The sequence below is a fragment of the Nocardia tengchongensis genome (assembly GCF_054781395.1).
On sequence record NZ_BAAGUM010000017.1, the window covers coordinates 580,392 to 596,555 of the forward strand.

Annotated in this window: 14 protein-coding genes; 7 read left to right on the plus strand and 7 right to left on the minus strand. The window is 68.8% G+C overall.

Going from position 1 to position 16,164, the window contains the following annotated elements; translation table 11 throughout:
- Nucleotides 1-11 precede the first annotated feature (11 nt).
- The 6 genes from ACYVKL_RS33695 to ACYVKL_RS33720 all read left to right on the plus strand — a co-directional run bounded on the left by ACYVKL_RS33695 (nucleotide 12) and on the right by ACYVKL_RS33720 (nucleotide 6,727).
- Nucleotides 12-731 carry a TSUP family transporter gene (locus ACYVKL_RS33695; protein WP_379167057.1) on the plus strand — a complete coding sequence of 240 codons (720 nt, stop codon included), beginning with the start codon at nucleotides 12-14 and terminating at the stop codon, nucleotides 729-731.
- 82 nt (nucleotides 732-813) lie between these two features.
- Nucleotides 814-1,653 (plus strand): glycoside hydrolase family protein, encoded by an 840-nt coding sequence (locus ACYVKL_RS33700; protein WP_379167055.1) that lies wholly within the window; start codon nucleotides 814-816, stop codon nucleotides 1,651-1,653.
- Nucleotides 1,654-1,759: 106 nt separating this feature from the next.
- Nucleotides 1,760-3,178, plus strand: a complete 1,419-nt coding sequence (locus ACYVKL_RS33705) for an L-fucose/L-arabinose isomerase family protein (protein ID WP_379167053.1) — start codon at nucleotides 1,760-1,762, stop codon at nucleotides 3,176-3,178.
- A gap of 1 nt (nucleotide 3,179) precedes the next feature.
- Nucleotides 3,180-4,655 carry an FGGY-family carbohydrate kinase gene (locus tag ACYVKL_RS33710; RefSeq protein WP_379167051.1) on the plus strand — a complete coding sequence of 492 codons (1,476 nt, stop codon included), beginning with the start codon at nucleotides 3,180-3,182 and terminating at the stop codon, nucleotides 4,653-4,655.
- Nucleotides 4,656-4,688: 33 nt separating this feature from the next.
- Entirely contained in the window at nucleotides 4,689-4,958 is a 270-nt protein-coding gene (locus ACYVKL_RS33715; protein WP_379167049.1) for a TMEM175 family protein, read from the plus strand.
- A gap of 119 nt (nucleotides 4,959-5,077) precedes the next feature.
- Entirely contained in the window at nucleotides 5,078-6,727 is a 1,650-nt protein-coding gene (locus ACYVKL_RS33720; RefSeq protein ID WP_379167048.1) for a hypothetical protein, read from the plus strand.
- A 72-nt stretch (nucleotides 6,728-6,799) separates the two neighbouring features.
- Here the strand turns inward: ACYVKL_RS33720 and ACYVKL_RS33725 are convergent, their stop codons facing one another.
- Complete coding sequence (locus tag ACYVKL_RS33725; protein WP_379167046.1) at nucleotides 6,800-8,107, minus strand: bifunctional o-acetylhomoserine/o-acetylserine sulfhydrylase; 1,308 nt, start codon at nucleotides 8,105-8,107, stop codon at nucleotides 6,800-6,802.
- 27 nt (nucleotides 8,108-8,134) lie between these two features.
- Nucleotides 8,135-8,650, minus strand: a complete 516-nt coding sequence (locus ACYVKL_RS33730; RefSeq protein WP_379167044.1) for an OsmC family protein — start codon at nucleotides 8,648-8,650, stop codon at nucleotides 8,135-8,137.
- Nucleotides 8,651-8,819: 169 nt separating this feature from the next.
- On the opposite strand from ACYVKL_RS33730, the gene ACYVKL_RS33735 reads away from it, so the two are divergent.
- Nucleotides 8,820-8,990 carry a ribbon-helix-helix domain-containing protein gene (locus tag ACYVKL_RS33735; protein WP_213557310.1) on the plus strand — a complete coding sequence of 57 codons (171 nt, stop codon included), beginning with the start codon at nucleotides 8,820-8,822 and terminating at the stop codon, nucleotides 8,988-8,990.
- Here ACYVKL_RS33735 and xylB read toward each other — a convergent pair.
- The 5 genes from xylB to ACYVKL_RS33760 all read right to left on the minus strand — a co-directional run bounded on the left by xylB (nucleotide 8,981) and on the right by ACYVKL_RS33760 (nucleotide 16,057).
- Entirely contained in the window at nucleotides 8,981-10,369 is a 1,389-nt protein-coding gene (gene xylB / locus ACYVKL_RS33740; protein WP_379167042.1) for a xylulokinase, read from the minus strand. The genes ACYVKL_RS33735 and xylB overlap by 10 nt on opposite strands.
- A gap of 15 nt (nucleotides 10,370-10,384) precedes the next feature.
- The gene (locus ACYVKL_RS33745) at nucleotides 10,385-11,392 is read right to left on the minus strand and encodes a zinc-dependent alcohol dehydrogenase family protein (protein WP_379167040.1); all 1,008 of its coding nucleotides are present in this window, start codon (nucleotides 11,390-11,392) and stop codon (nucleotides 10,385-10,387) included.
- 103 nt (nucleotides 11,393-11,495) lie between these two features.
- The gene (locus ACYVKL_RS33750) at nucleotides 11,496-12,503 is read right to left on the minus strand and encodes a glycoside hydrolase family 172 protein (RefSeq protein ID WP_379167038.1); all 1,008 of its coding nucleotides are present in this window, start codon (nucleotides 12,501-12,503) and stop codon (nucleotides 11,496-11,498) included.
- Between the two features lie 96 nt (nucleotides 12,504-12,599).
- Entirely contained in the window at nucleotides 12,600-13,514 is a 915-nt protein-coding gene (locus ACYVKL_RS33755; RefSeq protein WP_379167037.1) for a tyrosine-protein phosphatase, read from the minus strand.
- 152 nt (nucleotides 13,515-13,666) lie between these two features.
- On the minus strand, nucleotides 13,667-16,057 hold the full coding sequence (locus ACYVKL_RS33760; protein WP_379167034.1) for a PEP-utilizing enzyme: 2,391 nt from the start codon (nucleotides 16,055-16,057) through the stop codon (nucleotides 13,667-13,669).
- Between the last annotated feature and the right edge of the window lie 107 nt (nucleotides 16,058-16,164).

A 16,164-nucleotide genomic window follows, 5' to 3' on the forward strand; every position in this document is an offset into this window, starting at 1 on the left:
GGGTGACATGGGTGTCGGTCTGGCTCGGGCTTGCCGTGTTCGCGGGGGCCGCACTCCAACGCGTGACAGGGTTAGGTTTCGCGCTGGTGGCGGCACCGATGCTGGTGTTGCTGGCCGGTCCGTTCCAGGGCATTGTTCTCGCGAATTCGCTAGCGCTGATAGTCGCCATGGTGGTGTTGGCGATGACCTGGCGCGATGTGGATATCGACAAGCTCGTGCGGCTGGCGCCGGCCGGGGTGCTCGGCGTGTTTCCGGGTGCCATTGCGGCGCAACTGCTTCCGTCTGGACCGTTGCAGGTCTTCGTCGGTTCGATGATTCTGCTCGGGTTGGGATCGGTGCTCTTGGTTGCACGGGCCCGTTTTGCCCCCAGTCTGATGACAACAGTCGGCACCGGACTGGTGTCAGGGTTCATGACTGCGACCGCTGGTGTCGGTGGCCCCGCGCTCACGACGTACGCGGTCGCTACGCGCTGGGATCAGAAGGCATTCGCGGCGACCAGTCAGTGCTGCTTCGCGGCGCAAGCGGTCGCCGCACTCTCGTTGAAAGGGCTGCCCGCTATTCCGGCCGCCGGACTGTCGATGCTGGTTGGGGCATTGCTGGGTGGACTGCTGGTCGGCAACTATCTCGCCCCCTGGGTCGGTTCGGCACTTGCGCGACAAGTGGTGGTAATGCTCGCGCTGCTCGGCGCGCTCGGTACGGTGGTTCGGGGTGTTGTCGCCTGGTCCGCGTAATGGCTTGCGGCTCACCGCCTTGATCTACGTCGTGGCGCGTCGACTGATCAAGTAGCGATGGCGAATCGGTGGAGGACGCGGATTGGCTGGGATCACAGCGGGGGAGTTTCGGCGCATCTATGACCCGAGTGAGGGGGATCGGCGCTGGTATATCAACGATCACACGATGATTCGGGATCAGGTGGGGCGGTGGCATCTGTTCGGGATCACGCATCTGGAGCCGGCCGATCCCTTCGATGAGACCGAGTTCGCGCACGCTGTCGCGGAGGATCCGCATGGGCCGTGGGTGAAGCAGCCTGCGGTGCTGACGGTGGATCGGGGGCGGGGGGAACGGCATCTGTGGGCGCCGTTCGTGGTGCGGGATCGGGACCTGTACTGGATGTTCTATGACGGTGGCGGAAGCGACCGCACGGCAACCGGTATGGGGCTGGCTGTTTCCACCGATCTGTTCCATTGGGTTCGGCATCCGGCGAGTCCGGTGTTCCGTGATGGTTATGACGCGCGGGACCCGATGGTGTTGCGGGTGGGGGATCGGTGGGTCATGTACTACTGCGCTACCAGTGCTCCTACCGGCGGGAACCACGTCGTCGCCTACCGCACGAGTATGGATCTGCTGCGTTGGAGTGACCGGCGCATCGCCTATACCGATCCCACGACGGGCACGGGTGCGGGCAGTACCGAATCGCCGTTCGTCGTGCGGCACGGCGCGCACTGGTATCTGTTCATCGGTCCGCGGCCGGACTACGTCGGCACCGACATCTTCCGCAGTGACAACCCATTTCATTTCGACACGTCCGACCGCGTGGGACATGTGCGTGCCCACGCGGCGGAGGTGATCGTGCACGGCGGCGCGTACTGGGTCACTCATGCGGGCTGGGGGCAGGGGGGAGTGGCGCTGGCTCCCTTGTATTTCCCCGGCTGACGCGAAAATCCGATTTCGGGCGTGGCGTGCGGTCTGAACTGGGATTCTGGACGGGCAGTCGAGAGTCCCACCCAGGCGAGTAGAACGTTGCGGGGAGGCAGGCACGATGGCCCGAATCGGCGTGATCAGTCTTTCCGACGGCCGTGACTATGTGCACGGCGGCATCGTCGGATTCATTCGAACCGCGGAGGATCGGCTGGTGGCCGAGCTGACCGCGGCGGGGCACACCGTGATCCGCGGTGTGGAACCGGTCGGCCGGAACGACCAGGCCGTGTCGGTGGCCCGGCAGGTGCAGGCGGCGGGGGTGGATCTGACCGTGCTGCACTATGCGGTGTGGGCGTTTCCGCACTTCACCATGCTGGCGGCGGGCGCGCTGAGCGGGCCGTTGCTGCTGCTGTCCAATATCGATCCGGTGCAGCCGGGGATGGTGGGGATGCTGGCGGCGGGTGGGGCGCTGGATCAGGTCGGGCGTGAGCATGCCCGGCTGTGGGGTGATCCGGCCGACCCGGAGCTGATCGCGGCGATCGGGGTGCGGGCGCGGGCCGCGGCGGCGGTGGCGAGTCTGCGCGGCAGTACGTTCGGGCGGTTCGGCGGGCGGCCGATGGGGATGAACACGGCGGTCGCCAATACCGATCAGTGGCAGCGGGTGTTCGGTGTCGACGTCGAGGAGATCGACCAGTGGGAGATCGTGCGCCGCGCCGAACTCGCCGACGCCGGTGAGGCGCGGGCGGCGCGGGAATGGCTGGAGCGCACCACCGCCGGAGTCCACTACGACGGCGTCAAATTGACCCCGGAACTGCTGGAACGGCAGCTCCGCTCGTATCTGGCGGTGCGGGACCTGATCGCGGAATGGCGGCTCGACTTCTCCGGCATCAAAGGGCAACCGGAACTGACCCAGTACTTCGCCACCATGGACATCACCGAAGCGTTCCTCAACGACCCCTACGACTGGAACGGCCCCAAACAGCCGCACGTGTGCGCCACCGAAGCCGACATGGACGGTGCGCTCACCATGCAGCTGCTCAAGCAGATCACCGGCACCCCGGTGCTTTTCGCCGACGTCCGCCACTATCACGCCGACCGCGACATCTGGGATCTGTGCAACTCCGGCCAGCACGCCACCTGGTACGCGGCCCGCAGCGACGACCCGGCCGAGAACCTGGGGCGCGTCCACCTGTACCCGGAGGTGTTCTTCTTCCCCGCCGGCGGAGCGTCCGTGCACCACCTGGCCGCGCCCGGGGAGATGACCTTCGCCCGCCTCACCCGCCGCGACGGCGCCTACCGCATGCAGCTGATGCTCGGCGCGTTCGAGACCTACGACCAGGCCACCAACGAAGCGCTGATGAAACAGTCCACCCCGGAATGGCCGCACGCCTTCGCCCGCCTGGACGCCGACGCCGGAACGTTCCTGTCCCGCTTCGGCGCCAACCACATTCACGCCGTCCCCGGTGATCAGCGCGCCACCGTGCGCGCCGCCTGCGAACTACTCGGTGTCAGCCTGGACGAATTCACCAGGGCGAGCTGACATGCTCCTCGGCATCGATATCGGCACCTCCGGATCCAAAGGTGTCCTGGTCGGCCGCGACGGGCTGGTCGCGGCGAGAGTCGAACGCCCGCACGGGGTGTCGACGCCCCGGCCCGGCTGGGTGGAACACGACGCGGAAACCGTGTGGTGGGCGGACTTCACGGCGATCGCCCGCGAACTGCTGGCCGCCGCCGACGGCGAACCCGTCGACGCGCTCGCGGTCAGCGGCATCGGCCCCTGCCTGCTGCCCGCCGACGCGTCCGGACGCCCGCTGCGGCCCGCCATCCTCTACGGCGTCGACACCCGCGCGACCGTCGAAATCGCGGAACTGGACGCGGAATTGGGTGCGCACACGGTGCTGGAACGCTGCGGGTCACCGCTCACCAGCCAGGCCGTCGGCCCTAAACTCCGCTGGCTCATGCGGCACGAGCCGCAGGTGTGGGCCGCCACCCGCCTGCTGTTGATGGCGAGCTCGTTTCTCGTCCACCGCCTGACCGGCCGCTACGTCCTCGACCACCAGTCCGCCAGTCAATGCGTGCCCATGTACGACCTGACGGCCCGCGACTGGGCCACCGACTGGGCCGAATCCGTCGCCCCGGGCCTGCGACTACCCGAATTGGCCTGGCCCACCGAGATAGTCGGCCACATCACCCCGGAGGCCGCCGCGGCCACCGGCCTGCGCGCCGGGCTCCCCGTCACCACCGGCACCATCGACGCCTGGGCCGAGGCCGCCGGAGTCGGCGTCCGCGCCCCCGGCGACTGCATGATCATGTACGGCACCACCATGTTCCTCACCCAGGTGCTCACCGACCCGCACCCCCAGCCCGGCCTGTGGACCACCTGCGGAACCTGGCCCGGCACCTACACCTCGGCCGCCGGCATGGCCACCTCGGGCGCCGTCACCGACTGGCTGCGCACCCTCACCGGCAGCGACTTCACCGAACTCGTCGACGAGGCCGCCCACGTCCCGCCCGGCTCGCGCGGCCTGCTCGTGCTGCCCTATTTCGCGGGCGAACGCACCCCGCTGTTCGATCCCGACGCCCGCGGCGTCATCGCGGGCCTCACCCTCACCCATCAGCGCGCCGACCTGTATCGAGCCGTCCTGGAAGGCATCGGTTACGGGGTCCGCCACAACCTGGAGGCGATGGCCGCGGCCGGCACCCCGGCCACCCGCCTGGTCGCGGTCGGCGGCGGCACCAAGGGCGGCCTGTGGACCCGAATCGTCTCCGACATCACCGGTCTGCCGCAGCAACTTCCGGCCGACACGGTCGGCGCGGCCCTCGGCGACGCGCTGCTCGCCGCGGAAGCGCTCGGCGTGGACACCTCCGCCTGGAATCCGATCATCACCACGGTCGAACCCGACCACGAGGTCCATGCCCACTATGGCCCTTACTACCGCCACTACCGATCCCTCTACGAGACAACGAAATCCACCGCCCACTTCCTCGCCCGAGAGCAGCGCCGCGCCGCCACCTGATATCGGCCAGGGTCCGACGCGGGAGGCGGGCAGATGACCAGATATCACCGGATCGCGGCACGGGACCTGGGGCGGCTGGGCGTGCTCAGCGACGGAATATTCGCGGTCGCAATGACTTTGCTCGTGCTGGAGCTGCACGTGCCCGCGAGTCGGGCCTGGCACGAGCGCGCCCTGTGGACCGCCGGCGCGGCGTCGGACGAGGACCCCGTCCGGCACGCCCCCACCCACGTCGGCCCGCCTCGTCATCGGGCTCGGCCCGGTCCGTTGCGGCATGTGTTACCTGCGAGAGCCACCACTGTCTAGGGTGTGGATAATTTCTAGCAAACTACATGCGCTCGGATATTCTCGCATCTCACACCTCTTTATCTCGCAGTTACTTTGGCTGAACCGAACAGGAGACAGCTGTGGGCAAACATCGGTGCGTGTGGACGGGAATCGCACTGGCGACGGCGGCGGCCACCACCGCGGGCGTGCTGGCCGGGTGCGGTAGCGGCAACTCGTCCTCCGATTCCGGCTCGACGAGTTCAGCCAACGCGTCGAAGCCACAGGCGGAGGGGCCGCCCCGCAATCCATACCTGTCCGCCGACATCTACCCGGTGACCCATGTCGACCCAGGGCAGTCCGACAGCATTCCCTACTCCGTCGCACGGGGAACCTTCCACGTCGACCCGGCCCAGCAACCGCGCGCCGCGGGCGGTCCGATCAACTACATGACCCTGGCCTCGACCACCTCCGATTACATGTGGGTGGTCTCCACCGACGGTGTGCGCTACGTCGATGTCCGTGACGGTGGCTTCAAGCAGGTGGCCACCATCGACGCGCCCGGCGCGAAAGTACTTGCGCCGGCTCAGGTCGACGCCGTGGTCGATCAGACCCTCCACGATTCGGCCCAGGTTCATGCCGCGGTGGACTCCTGGGGCCTGGATTGGAAATCGTCCATGGCCAACGGCGTCTACGTGCTGGTCGACAACGAGAATCGCCTGTACTACAACACCACGGCCGGCGATATCGTCGTGTTCGGGCTGAAGAACAAGGACAAGCCCGAGGACGGCATAGAGATCGTCAGGACCTTCGACTTCAAGCCGTACCTGGGCGGCACCGGGTTCGAGGGCGCGCCCGAAACGATGGTCGGGCTCGACATGACCTATGACGGTCATCTGGTCGTGCTGTCCAGCAAGGGTGTTGCGGTGCTCAACCGCGACTTCAGCGGCGACGTGCAGCGGGTCCGCTTCGGCGACGACGAACTGGTCACCAACTCGATGGCCATCGACGAGCACGGCGGCATCTATGCGGCCAGCGACAAGGTCATGCGCAAGCTCGTGTGGACCGGGTCCAAACTGTCGACCGACGATGCCGACGGCGCCTGGTCGTCCGCCTATGACTTCGGCCGCCAGCCGCCGACGGTCAAATTCGGTTCCGGCACCGGATCCACCCCGACATTGATGGGATTCGGCAAGGACACCGACCAACTGGTGGTGATCACCGACGGCGCGGACCACATGAAGCTGGTCGCGTTCTGGCGAAACAAGATTCCCGAGGGCTTCACTGCGAAGCCCGGTGCCAAGTCCGAGCGCATCGCTGATCAGATCCAGGTGACCGCCGGCAAGACCGATCCGCTACCGGAGTTCATTCAGTCCGAGCAGTCGGTGGTCGTCAACGGCTACGGCGCGTTCGTGGTGGACAACATGCACTCGGGCGGCGATCCCAACCGTCTCGTGGATGTGCTGTCCGGCGGCCCGATCGACGAGGCCCCGACCGGAATGCAGCGGTTCGAGTGGGATCCGAAGGCCAAGAAGTGGGCTTCGGTGTGGGAGCGCGGCGACGTGGTCTCGGCGAGTATGGTCCCGACCGTCAGCCGCGGTTCGGGCATCGTCTTCGTCAACGGCTACAGCAAAGCCGACGGCTGGGAGGTCACCGGCATGGACTGGAACACGGGGGAAACCGTGCACCGCACCATTTTCGGTCAGTCGAACCGCGGCAACGGCGCGTACGCCCTCATCGAGTTCGCGCCGAACGGGGACCTGATCTTCAACAGCATTTCCGGCCCGTTCCGGGCCAAACTCACCAAATAGGACGGCACTCGGCGTCCGCCGCGGCATCGGGACCATGCGTCCCGGATGCGGCGGCGGACGTCTGCTGTCCGGCTATGCCGCGGCGGCGAATCCGGCGCGCAGGTCGGCGAGGATGTCGTCGATGCCCTCGATCCCCACGGCCAGGCGGATCAGGCCCGGCGTGACGCCCGCCGCGAGCTGCTGCTCCGGGGTCAGCTGCGAGTGGGTGGTGGAGGCCGGGTGGATGACCAGCGAGCGGACATCGCCGATATTGGCCACGTGGCTGTGCAGGGTCAGAGCGTCGACGAAACGCTTGCCCGCGTCGACGCCACCCGCCAGCTCGAAGCCGATGATCGCGCCGACACCCTTGGGCGCCAACTGCTTTCCGCGCTCGTACCAGGGCGAGGACGGCAGACCGGCGTAGGAGACGGCCGTGACCTCGGGGCGCTCGGTGAGGAACTCGGCCACCGCCGCGGCATTGGCGACATGGCGTTCCAGGCGCAGGCTGAGCGTCTCCAGCCCCTGACTGATCAGGAAGGCGTTGAATGGTGAGATCGCCGAACCCAGGTCACGCAGCAGCTGCACGCGCGCCTTGAGCGCGTAGGCGGGCGCGCCCAGGTCGGCGTAGACCACACCGTGGTAGCTGGGATCGGGCTCGGTGAATCCCGCGAAACGTCCACTCCGCCAATCGAAGCTGCCGCCGTCGACGATCACGCCCGCGACCGCCGCACCGTGCCCGCCCAGATACTTCGTGGCGGAGTGCACGACGATATCCGCGCCGTGCGCGAACGGCTGGATCAGGTACGGGGTGGCGACGGTGTTGTCGACGATGAGCGGAATGCCGGAGCCGTGCGCGACCTCGGCGATGCCGGGAATGTCGAGAATATGGTTCTGCGGGTTGGACACCGTCTCCCCGTAGAAGGCTTTGGTGTTCGGCCGGATCGCCGCCCGCCACTGCTCGAGATCGTCCGGATCCTCGACGAAGCTCACCTCGATGCCCAGCTTCGGCAGCGTGTACCGGAACAGGTTGTAGGTGCCGCCGTACAGCCGCGGGCTGGACACGATGTGATCGCCCGCGCCCGCGAGGTTCAGGATCGCGAAGGTCTCCGCCGCCTGACCCGAGGCCAGCAGCAGCGCGGCCACACCGCCCTCGAGCGCGGCGATCCGCTGCTCCACCGCGTCCTGGGTGGGATTCATGATCCGGGTGTAGATGTTCCCCGGCTCGGTCAGCCCGAACAGCGCCGCGGCGTGCTCGGTGTCGCGGAAGGCGTAGGACGTGGTCTGGTAGATCGGCAGCGCGCGGGCGCCGGTCGCGGCGTCCGGCTGCTGCCCGGCGTGCACCTGCTTGGTCTCGAAACTCCAGGTGGCGGTGGGGTCTTCGGGCAGCGCGGATTCGGTCATGGGGGGCCTCCGGTGAGTGGTGTGCGGTTACTGGGCGATGAGGGTGGTCTCGACCGGGGTGCGGCCGGTGGTGAGGTCCAGGACGGGGCAGTGCTCGTCGACGGCCCGCTGCAGTTCGGCGTAGCGCTCGGCGGATTCCGGGCCGGTGACCCGCACGGTGACGCGCACCGCCTGGAATCCCGCGCGGACGGTGTCGTCGAGGCCGAAGAAGCCGCGCACGTCGAGGTCGCCTTCGGCCTCGATGGCCAGATCGTCGATGGTGACGCCGAGCCGCTGGGCCCAGAACCGGTAGGTCACGACCTGGCAGGCTATCAGCGAGGCCAGATACACCTCCACCGGATTCGGCGCGGACCCGTCACCGCCCAGGGCGGGCGGCTCGTCCACCCGAACCGTGTACCGGCCCAGCGCTATCGCGCTGCCCACGGTGCCCTCCGGCGTTCCCGCGGCCCGGAACACGACCGTGGCCTGCGCGGGATCGGCCGCCACGGCTCGTCCGGTCGCCTCGACGATATCGTTCAACGGGGTGCTCAACTCGGTCGTCATAACGGCTGAAGCTACGACTCGGCCACCGCTGTGGACGATGGTTACGCTCGACGTGAGCGCAATCGCGGTGCCGGATCCGGGTCCCTGGCAACCTGTCTGTTCGTGTGACAGTTACCAACTGGACGGTCGTTCGGCAGACAGGGTGACCCCGGGGTGATATGAATTCGCGGTGGCATGGACTTTGCGGCTCAGCGAGGACGAAGAAGCTGCGCTGGGTGCGCAGGCGGCGATGGAAGGGCGATCCAAACAGGAGATCGCCCGCGACGCCATCCGGAACTACATCACGCGCAACAAGACGTGGGATGACTATCTGTCGGATCCGCCCGTCGTCTACGGGTAATACGTGTCTCTGATCTCGGCATAGCGCTGGCGAACGGCCGCGCCGACTCCCGCTGCCAGCGTATGGAATTCGGTGCCGGCCGGCGTGGGCCACCGGGGTGGTCGCGGACCCCCGCGCAGCGCCCAGGCCGCCTGCCGGGCCGCTCCCAGCGCGACGTACTCGCTCGGGTTGGGCACCGTCACGGTACGGCCGAAAATGGTGGCCGCGGCGTGCGCGATGAGGCGGGAGCGGGATGCGCCGCCGATCAGCAGGATTCGATGCGGCACCGTGGGCAGCAGGTCCAGCGCCTCGGCGATATTGCAGAGCATCCCCTCGATCGCGGCCCGGGCCAGGTGATGCGGCCGCATGGTGTGCGCCCGCAGGCCGTGCAGGCTGCCGGTGGCGTGCGGCAGATTCGGGGTGCGCTCGCCGGCGAGATAGGGGAGCAGGGTGAGACCGTCCGCGCCCGCGGGGGATTGGGCGGCCAGCACTTCCAGACCCGACACGTCGGTGCCGAGCAGCACCGCGGTCGCGTCCAGCACCCGGGCGGCATTGAGCGTGCAGACCAGCGGCAGGAACGCGCCGGTGGCGTCGGCGAAGCCGTTGACCGCGCCCGACGGATCGGCGCTGGGGTGCGTGGCGCGGGTGAAGACGGTGCCGCTGGTGCCCAGCGACACCACCACATCACCGTCGCCGATGCCCAGACCGAGCGCGGCCGCGGCATTGTCGCCGGTGCCCGCCGCCACCAGCCGCCCGCCCGGCGTGTGCCCGGCGATCTCGGCGGGCGCGAGCACCCGCGGCAGCGCGGGACTGCGGCCACGGAAGGCCAGGGCCAGCAGATCGGGCCGGTAGGCGCCGGCCGCCGGGGACCAGTACCCGGTACCGGAGGCGTCACCCCGATCGGTGGTCGGCTCGGTGTCCGGATCGCCGCCCCGCAACTGCCAGGTCAGATAGTCGTGCGGGAGCAGCACCCGGACCGTCTTGTCGGCCAGCTCGGGTTCGTGGTCGGCGAACCAGCGCAGCTTGGCCACCGTGTGCGCGGCCAGCGGCACACTGCCGACCGCGTCCGCCCAGGCCTGCGGACCGCCCAGCTCACCGACCAGTTGCCCGGCCGCCTCCGCCGAGCGAGTGTCGTTCCACAGCAGGGCGTCCCGCACCGGCTGCCCGGCGGCGTCGAGCGCCACCAGCCCGTGCTGCTGCCCGGCCACCGCGATGGCCTCGACATCGCGCATCATCCGATCACACGCCGCTCGCAACGCCTCCCACCACATGCCGGGCGGCACCTCGGTCCCCTCGTGATGCGGAATCTGGCGCTGGCGCAATACCGTTCCGGTATCGGCGTCGCACACCACGATCTTGCAGGACTGAGTGGACGAGTCCACTCCGGCAACGACCGTCATTGGTCCGCCTACCCTCTATCGTGCCGCCCGTCCGGGATGCAGCTGGATCTTGCGTCCGGTGCCCGCGCGGAAGGTCCGCAGGGCCTCGTCGAATTCCTCGAGCGCGAAATCATGGGTGATCACGGTGTCCGCGTCGATGACGCCCTCGCCGAGCAGGTCCACCGCCCGGCCGAAACTGTGCAGTACCGCCATGGATCCGACGATGGTGATCTCGTCGTTGTAGATCTGGAACGGCGAGATGTTCGCCCGCGCGGCCGCCGGGGCCACCCCGAACTGCAGATAGGTGCCGCCGCGCCGGACCCGGGTGAGCCCGTCCTCGATGGCGGCCACCGTTCCGCTGCAATCGATCACGATCTCCCAGCCCTCGGGCCGGTCCATGTCGTCGGCGGACACGGTGGCCGCGTCCGCGCCCAGGGTGCGGGCGATGGCCAGCCGGTCGGCATTGGTGTCCACCATCGACACCGACGCCGCGCCCGCCGCGATGGCCAACTGCTGCATGAGCAGCCCCATGGTGCCCGCGCCGTAGATCAGGTAGTGCGAGCCGAGTCGCCGTGGCAGCCCGTCGAATCCGTGCACCGCGCACGAGAGCGGTTCCACCAGTGCGCCGTGCGCGGGCGAGAGATGGCCCGGCAGCCGATAACAGTTGGCGGCGGGCACTTTCACGTACTCGGCCATGGCGCCGTCCACGGTGTCGCCGATCGCGCCCCAGTTCTCGCACAGGTTGCCGCGCCCGATCGCGCAATAGTGGCAGCGCCCGCAGAACAGTGAGGGATCCACCGCGACCCGATCGCCGATCCGCACCCCGGCCGCGTCCGCGCCGAGCGCCACCACCTCCCCGGCAAATTCGTGTCCGGGCACGATCGGATAGGGCGTCGGCGGGAATTCACCCTCGACGATATGGATATCGGTGCCGCATATGCCGACCGCGTCCACCCGGACCACCACCTCACCGGTGCCGGGTAGCGGATCGGGCACCGATTCGACCGAGAACTGTCCGGGCTTATCGACGACCAAGGCGCGCATAGCAATACCATGCACCCGCGCGCCCCGACCTCGACGCGTTTTACGCAATAGCAATCGCATTCTTTCTGCTGTCCCGCAATCGTTACGGGGAACAGCGGGGGTATCAGGGGCGCGCCTGATACCAGAAGGCGGTGGAAGCCACGTGGGCCTGGTCCAGCGGCAGGTAATGCCCGTCCTCGCGCCAACCGAGCGCTTGCACGGTGGCGCGCAGGCCGGACTCGAAACAGATGGGGTCGGGAATGTGCCAGCGGTACATGCCGAATCGCTGGTGCGGCTCGTAGATTCGATGCGGCGGCAGCACCTGCGGCATGCCCAGATAGGGGGTGGAGTAGGGGCGATAAGCGCCGTCGAGATCGAAATTCCAGGCGCCGCCGAAATAGTCCTCGGTCCCGGTGCCGCACAGGGTGGGGAATTCGGTGTCGTCGTCGAGATAGAACTTGAGCTCGCCCTCGCCCCACCAGCCGGTCGCCCGCGGCTGCACGGCCAGATACGTTCCGGCATACCGCCCGGGACCGCCGTCGATTTCGACGATCGGATGCTCGGCGGGGGTGCCCAGCGGATCGGAGCAGCGCCACCGGGTGTGCAGATACCCGGCGGCGCCCGGTAACTCCTCTTCCAGATAGGTGATCTGGTAGTACACCGGCGCGGCCTGCTCGGACCCGTTGTGCAGGGTGATCAGCGCGCGGTCGTGGAACGGCATGGGCCAGTAGCTGTTCAGCCCGCCCGCGGGCGCGACCACCACCATGGCGGAATCGACGAGCGCCAGCTGCTGCCAGCCGTTGCAGAAGAAGTCGCCCAGCGGCACCGCGACGGCCGGTTCGGGCGCATCGTCCCAATACATCTGGAGCGTGAAGTCGCGCAGCAGCGCGCGATCGGTGGTGAGCCACAGGTGCCGGATCACGCCCGGCCCGGAAATATCGGCGAGCGTGGCGGTTTCACCCGGCCGCAGATCGATGGACGGCGAGACCTTCCAGCCCCGCCCCAGCCCCGCGGCCGCGTATGCACCGGTCCCGGAGATGGCTCGTCCGCCCCCACCGGGCTCACCGGTCGGGTTCTCCGCGCTCACCGAGCGGGTGCGCCGCCCGTCCAGCTGCCAGATCTCGTGCACCATCGGAATTTTCGCACGGAGATCGGAAAAGTGAAGCGGACATGGGGCGGACATGCGAATGCCGACGCCGTCCCACACACGGCGCCGGCATTCCGGGAATTACTTGCCGACCAGCTTGGACTTCAGGGTCGCGATGGTCGCGTCGTCGATGCCCAGGCCCTGCGACAGGAAGTTGTCCATGGAACCGTAGTTCGCCTGAACCGCGTCGAAGGAGGAGTCCAGGAACGCGCGATCGACGCCGAGCACCGGCTCGAACAGCGACGGGTCGGTGACCCGGCCCGAGGCGACGAGACCGTCCAGCGTCGCCTTGTTGGCGGCGGCCAGGTTGTCGTTGGACTCGAGGTAGTTGTTGTAGATCTGGCCCTTCGGCGCGCCCAGGGCGCTGAGCAGGATGGCCGACATCCAGCCGGTGCGGTCCTTGCCCGCGGTGCAGTGGTACAGCACCGGGCCGTTGGCGGCGGCGATCTCCTTCAGAGCAGCGCTGAACTGACCGCGGGCGGCGGAGTCGGTGACCATCCACTTGTAGTAGTCGATCATGAACTGCCGGCCCTTGCCGTCGCCGAGCAGCTGCTGCTGCAGGGCGGGACCGCCCTGCACGGCCTTTGCGAAGAACAGGTAGAAGTCATTGTTCGGGTCGTAGACCGGCAGCGACTTCGCGGGGATGGAGGCCGGCAGCTTGTCCGGGTTCTGGCCGCGTTCGGTCGGGCTGCGGAAGTCGATGATCTCGACGATGCCCGCCGACACCAGCTGCTGCTGCTCGGCCTCGCTGAGCTTGTTGAGCGCGTCGGTGCGGTAGACCGAACCGGCCTTGACCTTGCCGTCGCCGCCCTGGGTCGGGATGCCGCTCAGGTCACGGGCATTCGGGGCGGTAGGCAGGTCCAGCGAGACGCCCTTGGGCGACTGCAGCACCGGCACGGGCGCGGCGAACGCCGGGGTGACCGCGATCGGTGTGATGGCAATGAGCGCGGCGGCTACACCGGTGAGTGTGCCGCGTACGGCGCGCGAGATCGTCACTAGGGGTTTTCCTTTCGATCACGGACCGGGTAGTGGGTGTGGCCGGTCCGGGCATGAGGGCTTTGCGGGGAGACTGGTTGGTATTGATTTGAGATCGAGCCGCCCCGGACGCGAGCGCGGCGCGGCCGGGGCGGATTCGGTTGCGGGCCCGCCTATTCGGCGTCGGCCAGCAACGTGATGGTCCCCGCCGCGCCGTCCACCCGGACTCGCTGGCCGTCCCGCAGACCGGTGCTGGCGGTCTTGACGTCCACCACGCACGGCACGCCGAACTCGCGGGCCACGATGGCCGCGTGCGAGGCCGCGCCGCCGATGTCGGTGACCACCGCGCCCGCGTAGGCGAACATCGCGGTGTGGCCGGTGTCGGTCACCGAGGCGACCAGGATGTCGCCCGGCTCGATGTCGTCGTCGAGAGTCAAGACCAGCTTGACGGTGCCCTCCACCACGCCCGGGCTCACACCCAGGCCGGTGATGGTCTCGCCCACCGCGATCGCGCCCGAGATCTCCTCCGGCTCCCACGGTCCGTTGACCACGTCGGGCATGCGAATCGCCTGGAAGCGGGTGCGCTCGGCGCGGCGACGCGCGACGCGCTCCTGCAGATCCGCGGGAGCCCAGAGGATCTCGTCGAGGTTCAGGAACACCGAGTCCTCGATCTCGGTGAGCTTGCCCGCCTTCACCAGCCGCGCCGCCCGCTCCTGGGTGGCCAGACGCAGGCAGTTGGTGATGCGCACGACCGCGTCGCGGGCCCGCTCGCGGTAGACGGTCGCGCCGACGGCCATCTTGGCGGTACGGCTGGTCGGCTCCGGCACCGGCTCGCGGTGCGGCGCGGGCATTTCCGCAGCCCGTCCCGCGGCGGTGACCAGCAGTTCGGGGCGGTCGCCGAAGGTGGTGTTGATCAGCTCGCACTCGCCCGGACCGCGATGACCGATCTTGGCCAGCTCCTGGTCGAGGGCCTTCGAGAACTCCGGCGACTTCTCCCGCGCCGCGCCCACGTCACCGGTCTTGGCCAGCGCCTGCAGCCCGGCGTCCTTGCGGCACAGGCCCGCCAGCCGCTCCACGGCCAGCATGGTCTTGGCGGACTCCAGGCGGTTCAGGTCGATCTTGACCTCGCCCTTGTGAGCGGCGGTGGCCGCACCGGTCATCATGACGCCGATGGAAGCGGCCTGCCACGCCTGGTTGAGCCGGTCGCGCCACAGCAGGGCGCGGGCGTGCAGCTGCTCGTCGCTGAGATCCGAGATCTGGTCGCGGTTCAGCGCCTCCGCGTGCGAGGCGGCATTGATCAGCTCGGCGGTCTTGGAGTAGCTCAGGGCGGTGGCGGCGACCCGGCCCAGCGCCTTGAAGGTGCCCGCGCGGGCGGCCATACCGGTCGGCATGGCCGGGCGGCCCTTGGGATGCAGCTCGAGGTCGCCGATGGTGCCGTAGACGTCGCGGCGCACGCTCTCCTCGTCCCAGCCGGGCATGTTCTCGGCCGAGAAGACGCCGATCGAGGCGTTGATGTACATGTGGTGGCCCAGCACGCTGGTCACGCGCGACACCCAGTGCTCGAGCGCGATGCCCTCGATGGCGATCATGTGGCCCATCGCCTCGTTGCCGAGCCGGATCGCTCCGGCCTGCAGGTCGATGGTGAGCGGGGTGAGCGGGCCGGGCAGCGCCTCGGAGGTGTTGGTGGCGGTGTAGACCGGGATGCGGTCGTCGACGAGATCGTCGAACTCGCCCTGAAGTCCTTCGGGCGCGGCCGATTTCAGCGCGTAGCCGTCGGAGGTCGGAGCGTTCTGCGGCACCACGTGGGTGGGCAGCGGGATCGCGCCGCGCCGGCTGCGGAAGCCGGAGCCGCCGGTCTTGCGGCCGTGCAGGCCGCGCGCGGTATCGGTGATCACCTCGGCGGCGGTCCAGCCGTAGCGGAAGCCCCACTCCTCGCGGGCGGCGCTCGCATCCACCTTGGTCCGGTTCACCGACGACTTGGGCAGCCACGCACCGTATTTCACGCCCGCGTCGGCCAGGATGCGCTTGACGTCGGCACTGGACACCTCGCCGGGCGCGGCCAGTTCGACCACGCCGGAGCGCTGCGACAGCGCGGCCTGCACCAGGAAGCGTTCCAGGTCGTCGTAGTGCAGCACCTGGATGCTGCCCTTGCCGCCGCCGGCCAGGCTCTCCAGGGTGCGCCAGCCGCCGTGGTCGACGCGCCGGCCCGCCACCAGCGCGGTGCGTACCACGAGGGCGTCCGCGCCGCTGCCGGCCACGATCTTCTCGATGCTCGAATCGGAGCCCGCCGCAACGGGAACCACGAGGCGCGCACCGGATTCCTGGGCCGCCTTCGCGATCGCCGCGACCGCGGCGCCCGCCAGGTGCACCACCGCGTCCACCCCGGCGACGGCCCGCGCGCACACCTGCGCGTCGGCCAGGTCGCCGACGGCCACCTGGACCCGCGGGTCCACGTAGCGGTGACGCTGCCGGTCCAGACCGGTTACCTCGTGGCCGGCCGCCAGCAGCATGCGCGCGACAGCGCGGCCGCTCGGCTCGGTGACACCGGTGACCAGAATCCGCATTGACTCTCCTCCTCGTGCAGGCGACCCCAACCACAGTGACGCCGTTCACACACCATCCCTATTGGAAGAGGGTGTGACGGGTCGCAGTCCCGTTGAACGGGATCGGT

Bases quoted from the DNA above. Each gene is read 5' to 3' on its own strand.
- ACYVKL_RS33730 (WP_379167044.1), bottom strand. From the start codon at position 8,650: ATGACGACCGAGTTGAGCACCCCGTTGAACGATATCGTCGAGGCGACC.
- ACYVKL_RS33750 (WP_379167038.1), bottom strand. From the start codon at position 12,503: ATGGTGCACGAGATCTGGCAGCTGGACGGGCGGCGCACCCGCTCGGTG.
- ACYVKL_RS33710 (WP_379167051.1), top strand. From the start codon at position 3,180: ATGCTCCTCGGCATCGATATCGGCACCTCCGGATCCAAAGGTGTCCTG.
- ACYVKL_RS33705 (WP_379167053.1), top strand. From the start codon at position 1,760: ATGGCCCGAATCGGCGTGATCAGTCTTTCCGACGGCCGTGACTATGTG.
- ACYVKL_RS33725 (WP_379167046.1), bottom strand. From the start codon at position 8,107: ATGACCGAATCCGCGCTGCCCGAAGACCCCACCGCCACCTGGAGTTTC.
- ACYVKL_RS33715 (WP_379167049.1), top strand. From the start codon at position 4,689: ATGACCAGATATCACCGGATCGCGGCACGGGACCTGGGGCGGCTGGGC.
- xylB (WP_379167042.1), bottom strand. From the start codon at position 10,369: ATGACGGTCGTTGCCGGAGTGGACTCGTCCACTCAGTCCTGCAAGATC.
- ACYVKL_RS33745 (WP_379167040.1), bottom strand. From the start codon at position 11,392: ATGCGCGCCTTGGTCGTCGATAAGCCCGGACAGTTCTCGGTCGAATCG.
- ACYVKL_RS33760 (WP_379167034.1), bottom strand. From the start codon at position 16,057: ATGCGGATTCTGGTCACCGGTGTCACCGAGCCGAGCGGCCGCGCTGTC.